General features: G+C 62.2%; 13 protein-coding genes. 1 reads left to right on the top strand and 12 read right to left on the bottom strand.

What is annotated here, in order from left to right; genetic code table 11:
* Positions 1-268: 268 nt before the first annotated feature.
* The 12 genes from QM685_RS03920 to QM685_RS03975 form a co-directional block, all read right to left on the bottom strand.
* Positions 269-676, bottom strand: a complete 408-nt coding sequence (locus tag QM685_RS03920; protein ID WP_415112910.1) for a GFA family protein — start codon at positions 674-676, stop codon at positions 269-271.
* Between the two features lie 24 nt (positions 677-700).
* Positions 701-2,077 carry an NAD-dependent succinate-semialdehyde dehydrogenase gene (locus QM685_RS03925; RefSeq protein ID WP_415112912.1) on the bottom strand — a complete coding sequence of 459 codons (1,377 nt, stop codon included), beginning with the start codon at positions 2,075-2,077 and terminating at the stop codon, positions 701-703.
* A 99-nt stretch (positions 2,078-2,176) separates the two neighbouring features.
* A complete protein-coding gene (locus tag QM685_RS03930) occupies positions 2,177-2,407 on the bottom strand; it encodes a hypothetical protein (RefSeq protein ID WP_415112914.1) in 231 nt (76 codons plus the stop codon).
* A gap of 115 nt (positions 2,408-2,522) precedes the next feature.
* Positions 2,523-3,533: an amidohydrolase family protein gene (locus QM685_RS03935; protein ID WP_415112916.1), complete on the bottom strand. Its 1,011-nt coding sequence runs from the start codon at positions 3,531-3,533 to the stop codon at positions 2,523-2,525.
* Between the two features lie 79 nt (positions 3,534-3,612).
* On the bottom strand, positions 3,613-4,422 hold the full coding sequence (locus tag QM685_RS03940) for an enoyl-CoA hydratase/isomerase family protein (protein ID WP_415112918.1): 810 nt from the start codon (positions 4,420-4,422) through the stop codon (positions 3,613-3,615).
* Positions 4,419-4,868, bottom strand: a complete 450-nt coding sequence (locus tag QM685_RS03945) for an acyl-CoA thioesterase (protein ID WP_415112920.1) — start codon at positions 4,866-4,868, stop codon at positions 4,419-4,421. The genes QM685_RS03940 and QM685_RS03945 overlap by 4 nt, the downstream gene beginning before the upstream one ends.
* Positions 4,869-4,909: 41 nt before the next feature.
* Positions 4,910-5,704, bottom strand: coding sequence for a citryl-CoA lyase (locus tag QM685_RS03950; protein ID WP_415113118.1), 795 nt, complete (start codon positions 5,702-5,704; stop codon positions 4,910-4,912).
* Positions 5,705-5,719: 15 nt separating this feature from the next.
* Entirely contained in the window at positions 5,720-7,246 is a 1,527-nt protein-coding gene (locus QM685_RS03955; protein ID WP_415112922.1) for an AMP-binding protein, read from the bottom strand.
* Positions 7,236-8,399, bottom strand: a complete 1,164-nt coding sequence (locus QM685_RS03960; RefSeq protein ID WP_415112924.1) for an acyl-CoA dehydrogenase family protein — start codon at positions 8,397-8,399, stop codon at positions 7,236-7,238. The genes QM685_RS03955 and QM685_RS03960 overlap by 11 nt, the downstream gene beginning before the upstream one ends.
* Before the next feature lie 133 nt (positions 8,400-8,532).
* A complete protein-coding gene (locus tag QM685_RS03965) occupies positions 8,533-9,183 on the bottom strand; it encodes a flavin reductase family protein (protein WP_415112926.1) in 651 nt (216 codons plus the stop codon).
* 77 nt (positions 9,184-9,260) lie between these two features.
* Complete coding sequence (locus QM685_RS03970; protein WP_415112928.1) at positions 9,261-10,565, bottom strand: MFS transporter; 1,305 nt, start codon at positions 10,563-10,565, stop codon at positions 9,261-9,263.
* Between the two features lie 166 nt (positions 10,566-10,731).
* Positions 10,732-11,367: a RidA family protein gene (locus QM685_RS03975; RefSeq protein ID WP_415112930.1), complete on the bottom strand. Its 636-nt coding sequence runs from the start codon at positions 11,365-11,367 to the stop codon at positions 10,732-10,734.
* Positions 11,368-11,546: 179 nt separating this feature from the next.
* Here QM685_RS03975 and QM685_RS03980 point away from each other — a divergent pair, with 179 nt between their 5' ends.
* Positions 11,547-12,626, top strand: coding sequence for a LacI family DNA-binding transcriptional regulator (locus tag QM685_RS03980; RefSeq protein ID WP_415112932.1), 1,080 nt, complete (start codon positions 11,547-11,549; stop codon positions 12,624-12,626).
* Positions 12,627-12,642 lie beyond the last annotated feature (16 nt).

A 12,642-nucleotide genomic window follows, 5' to 3' on the forward strand; every position in this document is an offset into this window, starting at 1 on the left:
AGCATGAACAAAAAGATGCGCAAAGCGGGTTCTGCCTGGAGGCGGGGTGGGGTTTACGCGGGAGAATGCGCAGGAACCGAAGAGCCGATGAAGCGGATGGAGAAGAAGTGCGGGGATGTTTCGCCGCATGAAGGGAATCGGCGCGGCGGCGGCGTTTGGCGCGCATGCGGCCAGCCGCAACGGCGAACAGGCGGATCGGAAACAGTGCGGCGACTGCTTCCTACCCGCCTGAATCAAAACTCCCTAAACGACGCCCTGCACTACGACATCATGGACTCAGCGCAAACCGCGTCGCGCCCGCGAACGGTTCGAGCCATTTCACCGCGCGATCGGTATAGATCTCGGTTTGCGGAGCAGGCAGCCCTTCCATGCTGTCGAGCGTACCGGCCTTCACCAGAACCAGCCCCGGCAGCGAGGAAACCTTCGTGAGCACGGGAGAGCCGCAACGCCCGCAGAAATGCCGCCACGACGGCTCGCCGCTATCGCCCCTGTCCTCATAGGCACGGGTCTCGCCCTGTTGCTCGTAGTCGGACTCCCTGACGAAGAGGTTGAAAGAGAACAGGCTGCCGCTTTGTTTCTGACAGTGCGTGCAATGGCAGATAGCCGTTGCCTGCGGTTCGCCGTTCAATACATAACGCACTGCGCCGCACAGGCAGCCGCCTTTTCGATCCGGCATGAAGTATTCTCCCAATCGACGTTCTCAGGCAGCACCGGCGACCCGCACCAGTTTGCGGTTCAGGAATTCGCCAATGCCCAGTTCCGACAGCTCGCGTCCAAAGCCGGAATTCTTGATTCCGCCAAATGGCAATCCCGGCGAATCGGCGAAACAGGAGTTGATGTACACCATGCCGGCCTCGATACGCGACGCGACCTGCTTCGCATGCTCGATATCGGTATCGAAGACGAAGGCGCCCAGGCCATAGCTGCTGTCATTGGCGAGCCTGATCGCTTCTTCCTCGCTGTTCACCACATAGAAGGACAGCACCGGGCCGAATGCTTCCTGTCGATAGAGCGGATTGTTCCCGGCGATATCCGTGATGATCGTCGGTTCGAGATAGAAGCCGTGACGCTCGACGCGTTTGCCGCCATGCACGATCCGCGCGCCCGCGGCCTTCGCGTCTTCGATCTGCTTGAGCAGCCCCTCGAGCGCGCGCTCGCTGACGAGCGGGCCGAGTGCCGTGGCCTCGTCCAGCGGATCGCCCACCTTGAGCGCCGCAAAGCGCTCCGTCAACGCGGCCAGCATTTTGTCGCCACGTTCCTTGCCCACCACGATCACGCGTTTGATGTTCACGCAACCCTGCCCCGAGTTGAACGTGCGGCCCATCACGCATTGCTCGATCGCGAGATCGAGAGACGCGCCTTCCAGAATCAGCGCGGGGTCGCTGCCGCCGAGTTCGAGAATCACTTTCTTCAGATTGCGTCCGGCGCGCTCGCCGACGGACATTCCGGCGCGTTCGCTGCCGGTCAGCGCGACGCCGCGCACACGGAAGTCGTCGATCAGTTTCGCCACCTGGTCGATGCTGCAAAAGAGATTGGTGTACACACCTTCCGGGGCGCCGGCTTCCTCGAACAGCCGCGCGAAGGCGAGCGCGCACTGCGGCACGTTTTCCGCGTGTTTCATCAGTACCACGTTGCCGGCGATGATCTGCGGCGCGGCGACGCGAGCGAGCTGGTAATAAGGGAAGTTCCATGGCTCGATCGCCAGAAGCACGCCGACCGGCTCGGCGACCACCGTCGCGCCGGGCTCGCCGGGCACGGGTTGCGGCGCGAGAAACTTCTCGCCGTGTTCGGCGTAGTACTCGAGGATATCGGCGACCAGATCGACTTCCAGATAACTGAAGCGGGCGATCTTGCCCATTTCCAGCGTCGGATATGTCGCATATTCGTCGCGCTTCTCGCGCAGAATCCGCGCGGCCCGCCCGACGATACGGGCCCGCTCCGCGACGGAGCGCCACTTCCAGTCCTCGTGATAACGCTTGTCCGCGGTACTCAGCGCGGCAAAAACCTGCTCGTCCGATTGCAACGGGAATTCCTTGACGAATTCCCCCGATGCGGGATTGACAGTACGAAAACTCATGATTTTCTACTCCTCTTTTAAGGCCTCGGAAACGGCTGATGACGACTCGATCGAGCCCGGGTTTCAAGGCATTCAGTTCAGTCGGGAATGAACGCGGTGCTAATCGTTGCCAGCTCCATCCAGACGGTCCTTCGCCGCACGAATTGCTTCATCGAAGGTCGATTCGGTCGCGACGTGCCGATGATCGACGGAAACCAGCCAACGGTCGCGAGCAAAACACCACCTTATGCGCGAGTCCTCGAACATCAGCGAGAACCATCGCCACAACATCGCGTCTTCCTCGTTGGCGCTCGCGAGCCCTCGCAAGCGCGCGATATCTATCGGACTCACGAGTTATCCCGCCATATAGCCGGATCGCACGCGAGTCTTCACGTTGGCGTGCACCGCGCGTGTTGTCGAAACCCGCACCTTCACGTTGCTCTCCTTCAAATGCCGCATCTGCGTATTAATGCCCTGCTCCTTCGAGCAGTGTCAGCGCGTTGCCGTGGTAAATCGCGTCCCGCTCCGCTTCAGGCAACGTATCGACCACCGGAACCGTGCGCCGGCCCTCGGGATCGCCGATATCGAACGGATAATCCGAGCCGAATACGACCCGCCGCGCACCCGTGGTCCGAATCACAAAGCGATTGCTGTCTTCGCTGAGCGCGCAGGTGTCGTAGTAAAGACGGTCGAGGTACTCGCTCGGCCGCCGCGTGATGTTCTTGCGAAAATACGGGTCGGCCTCCCAGCCCGTCGCCTCGTATGCCGAATCGAGACGGCCCCGCAGAAACACCAGATTCCCGCCGCCGTGCGCGAGCACCAGCTTCAGCCCGGGGTGACGCTCGAACAGCCCCTCGAAGATCATCCGCGTGACTGCCAGCGTGGTTTCGAATGGCCAGCCGACAAGCACGTGAACGCCATACATGCCGAAGCGCTCCGATGTGACCGCCGAAGCCGGATGCATGAAAACGACCAGTCCGAGCTTTTCGATCAGTGTGAATAGAGGCGCGAATTCGGGTCCGTCGAGTGGCTTCCCGCCGGCGGAACTGGGCATCATCACGCCGCGTACCCCATGCTCGTCGACGGCGCGCTGCAACTCCTGGACCGCGGTCTCCGGTTCGCCGAGCGCCAGTACGGCCAGCATCTCCATGCAGCCGCCGGATTGCCGCGCGATCCGATGGCTCGCCTCGTTCAGCGCCCGTGCAAGCTCCACGCTCGATGCGCTGCCCGGCCATGCGAGCATGAACGGCGGGGGCGCAAACAATTGAAGTCCGACATCGCGTCTGCGCAGGCTTTCGAGCCGTTTGGGAAGATCGTGCAGATTGGGATCGATCGAACTCTTGCGATCGTCGCCTTGCCGGCGAATCACCCAATAGCCGTGCTCGCCGCGCTCGGCGCGAAGCTCCGCCACCGGTTTCGTCGAGAGATCGTGAATGAACTGCTCGTCTAGCGCATGGGCGTGAAAATCGACTATCACCGTTTGCCCCTTCGATCCGAATTGCACAAAAAATTAGCCCCAGCGAATTCGACTCAACGCCGCGCTGCTCGATCCGGCGTTACCCGATTCGCTCCAGATTTCCCGTACCGGGGTTCTCCTTGATCTCCTCCCAGAAGCGCCCATATTCCGGCGCTCTCTTCTGGGTAAAGGCATCGAGTCCCTCCTGCCACTCTCTCTTCGGAACATCGAGTGGCGAGCGCAGCACACGGCTCCAGTCGATCGCCGCGTGGGCGTGCAGATTCCACTTCGCCGCTTTCAGCGCACCGGGTGGCACGGACTCCACGATCTGCCCGGCAAGCGACAATGCGCTATCGAGAACTTCGTCGGCCGGCACGACCTGATTCACCAGACCGATGTTCAGCGCCTCGTCCGCGGACACGCGCCGCTGCGTCAATATCAGTTCGGATGCGCGGCGACTGCCGACGACGCGCGCAAGCAATGCAAGACCGGTATTCGGAATCACGCCATGCCCCAATTCGGGCATCGCAAACCACGCGCTTCCGGCAGCGACGACGAGATCGCACGCCAGCGTGAGTTCCATGCCGCCGCCCACCGCGGCGCCGTGCACCGCGGCGACGACGGGTCGATCGAACCCGGCAATACGTTTGAACAGCGCCGCCGGATCTTCGGCGGAATCCGGGACTTCCATCCATCCGTCGCGTAGATCGTCGATGTTGGCGCCCGCGCAAAACACCGGCCCCGCCGCGGCGATCACCGCCGCGCGCACGCCGTCGCTCGAGGCCGCATCCAGTGCACCCGACAATCCGCGGACGATCTCTCTCGACAGTGCATTGCGCCGGTCGGGATCGTTGAGCGTCACGAGTGCAATCGCGCCGCGCCGCTCGTATAGAACCTTGTTCCCATTCATACGAAAGTCTCCGTACCGCTTGTGGGGTCGGTCAAAAGGTGCGCCCGCAATTCAGGCGCGATCGGGCAAGGCCGTCCCGTCTCTGCGTGAACGAGGACACATATCGCTGCCGCTGTCGAATAACAGCGGTCGTCGATTCCACCGAACAGTCCCTGCCGGACTTTCAACGACGTATGTCCCACTTCGACAACCGTGCTGCCAATTCGCACGCATCCAGGGAAATGCAACTCCGCGCTGAACTCGATCAGCAATCTGACGACCGCGAGATTCGCGCCGCCCATCAGCGCGCGAATTTCATGCGGCGCGAAGATCTCCATGCGCGCTGCCTCGAAGAATGTCGCGATCGCCGCGTTATTGATGTGCCTGAACTGATCGGTATCCGCATTGCGCAACTTCTCGTCAGTCCAGAAACGGAAGTCGCCGCGCAGCGGGAGCGTGCGATGCACCGATCGTGGCTGGTCCCGCGGTTCATCCCTTCCGAAGGCGGTCATTGCGCTTCCTGCTGTTCCCTGGGAATCAGATGCGCGCTGGCTTCGTGCTCGGTGCGCAAGTAGAGCGACGTGGCCATCGGCTGACGCATTTCCTCGAGAATGTGCCCAACCAGTCCCACCGCACGCGCGGCAACCGCGAGCCCGCGACAGATCTGCCAGGGAATCCGCATTTCCGATGCGACCGCCGCCATCGCACCGGTGACGTTCACCGGCAGCGGGCGGTCGAGCTTGCGCTCGGCTTCCTTGCCGATAGCCATCATCAGGCGGATATAGGGGCCGTCATATCCGGTCTCGCGCGCGACCTTGAAGAGCGCGGGCGCACGCGGGTCGACCGGCTTATGAAACGGATGGCCGATGCCCGGCAGGATCTGCTTGCGCGCGCGATAGTCGTCGACAATGCTGCTCGCCAGCGCATCGATGTCCGGTACGTCGCGCGGATCGGGCAGCGACTCCTGCAACAGCCGCGCCGCGTTGTCGAGCGATCCGACGAACACCGAGCCCAGCCCCAGCAAGCCCGCGGCGACCGCCGCCTGCACCGTTTCGGGCGCGCCGGCGTAGGTCATGCGCGTGGCCAGCGAAGACGGCGTAATGCCATGCTCGACGAGAATGACCATCATCGCGTTGAACATCCGCAATTCGCGTTCTTCCGGCAAGCGCGCGAACAGTTGCAGAAACGCCATTTGCCCAAAGTCGATCTTGCCGACGATCTCTTCACACAGATCGAGACCGTGAACGACCACTTTCTTCGGGGTCGCCCATGCGATGTCCGATCGGATTTCCGCTTGCTTCATCATCGATCTCCGGTGTTACAAGGTTTGAGCAAGGCCAAGACATTGCGAGGCCATGTCCCGCAACACGTTCTTCAGAATCTTTACGCCATTGGGGCCGTCGCGCTGCGGAAAAGAATCGACCGTCAGGATGCGGCGCGGAATCTTGAAGCCGGCAATACCCTGTTTGCAGTACGCCAGCAGTTCATGCTCCGTCACGGGTGTTGCTGAGCCGCGCACAAAAGCGATGGCCACATCGCCCTCGCCTTCGACATGAACCCCGACCACCTGCGCCGACAGCACGCCCGGATGCTGTGCGAGAAAGTTTTCTATTTCGGCCGGATCGACCAGATAACCCCGCAGACGCAGACTGTCCCGGATGCGGCCCACGTAACAGAACGCGCCGCCGTCGGCATAGGCGAGGTCGCCGGTCCTGAACCATCCGTCCGCCGTGAAGGCGGCCGCCGTCGCTACTGGATTGTTCAGATAGCCGGCCATCACGTTATAGCCGCGCAACTGCAACTCGCCCTGTTGCCTGTCGGGCAACGGCGCATCGTTTGCGGGATCGACGATGCGAAACGCGATCTCGGCGGAAATAGGCGTGCCGCCCGGCATGCCACGCTGCCCGGCATCGCCTTCGGGATCGCGCAGCGCAGTGAGCGCAAAGCATTCGGACATGCCGTACAAACCCGTCAGGCGCACGCCCCAGGCCGCTTCCGCTTTGTCGATGACGCTTCGGCCCAGGCCCGCATATTCCGGAAAGGCGCCGCGCCGCCATGTGGCCAGTGAGTAATCGCCGGCATTAAGCACCATGTCGAACATCGCATCCGAGCCGAAGAAATGCGTGACGCGATGCCGCTCGATCAACGCCGCGGCGGCATGCGCCTTGAAGACCGGCAACAGCACGCAAGCGGCCCCGGACGCGAGCGCCGCGACGGTTTGCACGAATCCGAGCACGCCATAGAGCGGAAGCGCGCACAGCACGACGTCGGTTGCCTGCATGCCGCTGACCAAGCCGACATTGCGCGCATGCCGGGCAATTCCGCCTGCCGTGTGAGCGGCAAGCTTCGGCTGACCGGTCGTTCCCGACGTCATGAACGTGCAGAGCAGATCGGTGTCCCGTCCTTCCCAATGCGGATACGGATCGAAGCCGGCCCATTGAGGCTCGTCGAAACCCGTCGCCTCGATGACGTGCTGCAATACACCGCTCTCGGCCTTGATCTGATTGGCCGCGCCCACGTAGTCGAAATCGAGAAAGTTCCGTGGCACCACGAGTACGCGCGCTTTCGCGGTCTTCACGACGTGCAGCGCCTCCTGAAGCCTGAAGCGCGTGCTCACCGGGATCATCAATGCGCCGATCTGCGCGGCCGCGAAAAACAGTTGCAGCCACACGGCGCCGTCGGGCAACCATACCGCCACGGTATCGCCGCGCCTGAGCCCAAGCTCGCGCAGGAAAGAAGCGGCTCGTCGCGACGCGATCGCCAACTCGCCGCGCGTCAACGTCCGCTCGCCATGGTGCAGGGCGACAAGATCGGGGCTGCCCGATTCGAGCAGATCAAAGGCCATGACGACCTCCCGATGCGGCAAGCGCGGCGCGCGCGATCTGGATGCGCTGCATTTCCGATGTGCCTTCGCCGATACGAAACGCGCGCGCATCGCGATAGAAACGCTCGACCGGCAATTCGGTCATGTACCCCATTCCACCGAAGATCTGCAGCACGCGATCGGTGACCCGGCACCCCATCTCGCTCGCGTAAAGCTTCGCGCGGCAGGCGCCCACATGTGCCTGCTGATCCCCGCCTTCGATCATCCGCGCTGCCGAACGAATCAGCATGCGCGCCGCTTCGATCTCGACATCGTTGTCGGCGATCATGAACTGGATGGCCTGGTGCTGCGCGAGATGCGCGCCAAAGGCCTTGCGCTCCAGTGCGTATTCGCAGGCCATCGATTGCGCGCGCGCGGAAAGACCGAGTGAGCGGCTCGCCGACAACAGCCGGTCCTGATTGATCGACTGCATCATGCCGAGAAAGCCCGCGTTGACCTCACCGAGCAGATCGTCCTCGGGCACGAAGCAGTTTTCGAGCGTGAAGCCGTTGATGTGGTAGCCGCGCCAACCCATCTTCCTGTAACGCGTCATGCCGACGACACCGGGGTTGTCGCGCCGCACGATAAACGTGCTCAGCTTGTTCTTCAACGCCGCCGATGGGTCGGTAACAGCGAGCACGATGATGTAGTCCGCCGTTTCGGCGTGCGAGATGAAGTGCTTGCTCCCATTGAGCAACCACCCTCCGGCGACTTTCTCCGCTCTCGTGCGCAGTCCGCTGAGATCCGATCCCGCGTTGGGCTCGGTCAACGCATACGTGACGATCCGCCGGCCCGCCAGAATGCCCGGCAGAAGCTCACCGCGCTGACGCTCGTTGAGTTGCGTCAGTTGCAGCGGCAAATGACCGAACACCTCGGAGAGCGGCACCGACGTATGCGTGACTTCCTCGAGAATCGCCACTTTTGCGTCGGCGGAAAGACCGGGGCCGCCGATACTCTCCGGAAGATTGAAACCATACAGGCCGAGCGCGACGACCTCCGCCCGCAACTGGGCGAGCAGTTCGGTGCTGACGTCGTCGTCGGTTTCAATCTGCTGCTCCAGAGGAACAAGCCGATTGCGCACGAATCGACGTGCGGTTTCCCGAATCATGGATACTTCGTTATCGATCTGGATCATGATGCTCTCGTTTATCGAAAACGATTTCGATGAAGAATATTTTCACCTACAGTTATGTAAGTCAAGTGCAATAGACTATTGTCTAAATCGTTTTCTGTCGTGATTGAACGAACGCGCGATGCGCGCGCAATGGCTAGATGACCGGCCGGAACATCTGGAACATCTCGCCGATCTGCGCGTAGTCGCCGAGATAACCTGCCCGCATGATCGGCTGCGCGGCCTGCGTATCGAAGTAGCCATTCTTCAGATACGCGTTCTGGATGTGCACGCCGACCACCTGACCGAGCACCAGCCAGTTGTCCGTCGCCTTGCCGCCCAGATCGTGCAAACGCACGATCTGCAACAGCTTGCATTCGAGCGCGGCCGGCGATTCGCCGACATGCGGCACCGATACGTTGCGCCCCTCGACCGGCGTGAGGCCCGCTAGCTGAAACTCGTCGACGTCCGGCGCGACCGGCGCCGAGGTCAGGTTCATCTGCCCGGCAAGCGGGCGGGTCGCGAGATTCCAGACGAATTCGCGCGTTTCCTCGATGTTGCGAAGACTGTCCTTACGACCCTCGCTGCAAAAACCGATGGTCGGCGGAAACGCAGCAAGCGCGCTGAAAAAACTGTACGGGGCGAGATTCAGCCGGCCGCTAGCCGAGCGCGTCGAGATCCAGCCTATCAGCCGCGGCGCGATGATCGCCTTGAACGGATCGTGCGGCAGGCCGTGGCCCGCGGCGGGATCGTAGAATGCGACAGCGGGCCCGGCATCGACTACCTCGAGCGCCGATTCACTACTCATGCGTGCCTCCAATCATTCAACGTGTGCAAATCGAAACCGGCGCAGCGTTCGCAACACCTGCGCTCGCCGTCATCGGACTATCGCCGCGTGGGGCTGGCCTGCTCCACCAGATCCATCCGCTCGTACGCATCGTCGCTGGACACGACACTCGCGAGATCGCGGCCCCGCGTCTCCGGCAGAAAACTCAATGCGACCAGCGCACAGAAATAGCCGATGAAACTGAACACGGCGATCGAACCCACCATTCCGATGCGCTCGGCGACAACCCCGACCGCCGCGACGCTGAGCGCGCCGACCGACTTGCCGACGTTGTACGAAAACCCCATGCACGTGGTGCGAATCTGTGTCGGGAACAGTTCCGACAGCATCGGCCCAATGCCGGCGAATATGCCGTTGATACCCATGCCGACGGGAAGCCCCAGCGCCGCCAGGACCCAGCCGTCCAACGGAATGAACAGATAGCAGGCGGTCAGCACCGCGGCGAGCAGACAGAATGCGAACGCGGTGGATCGGCGGCCGAGCGAGTCGTTCAGATACGCAAAGCTCACTTGCCCGATAAACGAGCCGACACCCATCATCGTCGCCAGCATCGCAACGGAGGACACCGGCAGGTGACGCACCTGAACCAGCATCGTGGGCAGCCAGATCATGATCGCGTAGCTGCTGGCCTGGAGCCCGGTGACGAGAAGCGCGGCGAGCAGGCTCGCGCGCCGCACGTCCCGTCGAAACGACGAGCGCCACGTTGCGACGACTGCACCGCCGGTTGCCTTTTTCATTTCGCGGAACATTTCCGGCTCCGGGATGAAGCGCCGGATCATCAGCACGACGACCGCGGGAACCACGCCGATCCAGAAAGCCGAGCGCCATGCAATCGATGCGGGGAGATACGCGAGCAGCACGCCTGTGATGGCCGCGGCGAGCGCCCACCCCACGGAGAAGCCGCTTTGCACCAGACCGAGCGCCTTGCCTCGATGAACCGGGTTGATCACTTCGGCCATCAGCGCGGCCCCGACGGCCCACTCGGCGCCGAACCCCAGACCCTGCAACGCGCGCACGATCAGCAGTTGCGGATACGAGTTGGTAAAGCCGGCCATCACGCAGAACGCGGTGAACCAGATGATCGAGCCAGTCAATACACGTACGCGTCCGTGACGATCGCTCAGAATCCCCGACACCCATCCGCCTATCGACGCGGCGAGCAGCGACGAAGTCGCGATCAGCCCGGCCTCGCCTCTGGAAAAATGCCACGCCGCCATCAGCGTGGGCAGAAGAAACGCGAGAACCTGATTGTCGAAGCTGTCCAGCGTCCAGCCGAAAAAACATCCCCAGAACGTACGCCGCTCCGCGGGAGCGGCGGCCCGATACCAATCGAATACCTGCACGATGACCTCCTGGTTGGAACACCGCCAATGAGCAGTCCCCGGTTTCTATCTGCCTATGTGCTTATTTGCCTGCTTACCTGTTTGCCTGCTTGCAAAGCCGTTTCAACGGCCGTGTCGCGTGGATTGCGCGATCCGTCTCGCGCCGCCCGTCGACCCGATCGTTCTGTCATTCGGCTTCATCGTCTTGCCGGCGCGCATCGTCGCAAAGCGCGATCGCGCTGATCTCCAGTTGCGCCCCATAGTGCAATTGCCCGCACGGCACGACGGTGCGAGCCGGTGCCGGATTTCCGATGAACTCCCGATACAGCGCATTCACGCGCGGCCAGTTTTCGATGTCGGCAACGTAGACCTGCACGCTCAGAAGCTTGTCGAAATCGCTTCCTGCCGCCAGAAGCACTTCGCGCAGGTTCGCAAGTGCCTGACGAACCTGCGCGTCGAGCCCTTGCGCAAGAACGGGATCGCCGTCGCCCGTCAACGGCAGTTGGCCCGAAACAAAAACCAGCCCGTTCGCTTTGGTTGCCTGCGCGTAGTGGCCTCGCGGCAAAGGTGCTTTTGCAGTAACGATGCGTTCAATCACGACGTTCACCATCGGTGTCGATGTGGATGTAGCGGAGGCGTTTCTCGGTTTTTCGAAAACGATTTCGATTGAAAGATAGCAGTGCCTTCTGGGAAATTCAAGCGGCATGAAGAAATTCCGAAATCGTTTTTGGCCCTGCTGCGGCATCGGAATTCCGCTGGAAACCGCGCTGCGCACGCCTTCAGACCGCATCACGGAGACTTTTTCGCTGCCTTCCTGATGCACGACGCAGGGGTAAACACCGACGCGGCAGCAGGCGTCGACCGCCTGAAAACGACGACCGCATCGAAATCGATTTTCGTCAGATTAGCTGTTGCAGCGCTTGATATCGCGGACACCGGCGTAGAATGTCGATCATCGTTTTCGACGCACTGAACACAGTGACTTTCAGGGGAACAGCCGGAATGAACATCCAGGAATTTGCCGCCACGCTCAAGCTTTCGGTCAGCACGGTGTCGAAGGCACTGAACGGCCGGGAAGACGTGAGCCCCGAGACTCGCAAACGCGTGCTGGAAGCCGCCGAACGGCACGGTTTTTCCCCCGATCCGGCCGCGCGCCGCCTGCGCCGGCAATCGGCCGATACGATCGCCTTCGTCGTCTCCGCGCCGCAAACGTCATTCGCCCACCCGTTCTTTCTGGACATGCTGATGGGCGTCAACGATGCGATGGACAACAGCGGCTATCAGGTCATCGTGGCTTCCGCACGCAGCGTCGAAGCGGAAATCGACGTATTCAAGCGCCTCATCGAACGCCAGCGCGTCGACGCACTGCTGTTCGGGCGCACGCGCCGCCAGGACGAACGCATTGCTTACCTGCTCGAGCGCGACATTCCATTCGTCGCGTTCGGCCGCAGCGAAACGTCGAACGAATTCCCGTATGTCGATATCGATCATCACGTCGTCGGCCGCGCGGGTTGCGCGCGCTTCATCGCGCTCGGACATCGTCGCATTGCGCTCGTCCATGCGCCCGAGTACCTGATGTTCAGCCACTTCGAGCACGAGGGGTATGCGGAAGCATTGCGCGCGGCAAGGATTCGCTACGACAAATCGCTTTGCGTCGAAGCGGCGATTTCCGAGGAAGGCGGCGCCGAGGCCGCGCGTCGGTTGCTTGCGCTGCCGGATCCGCCCACGGCGATTGTGTGCGGGCACGATCTGATCGCGTTGGGTGTGTTGCGCGGTATCGCGGAAACGGGGCGGGTGCCGGGGCGCGACGTCGGTGTGATCGGCGGCGACAATCATCCGATCGGGCGCTATGTGCAGCCTTCGCTGACGACGTTTTCGGCCGAGACGCACCGCGCCGGGAAGCGGATGGCGGAGATGCTGCTCGAGAGACTGGGCGGCGCGGCGCCGCAGGGTCTTCAGGAGATATGGGAGCCTGAGTTGATCATTCGTGCATCCGATGGGCCGCATCGGGACGAGAGCCAGGCGGCGGCCGCCGGAAGCAGGTCGAATTCGGGCAGGCGGTCGCGAGTTGCGCAGGCGTAGATGGCACGGGAACGGA

The sequence above is a fragment of the Paraburkholderia sp. genome (genome assembly GCF_047605525.1).
Lineage (GTDB): Bacteria > Pseudomonadota > Gammaproteobacteria > Burkholderiales > Burkholderiaceae > Paraburkholderia.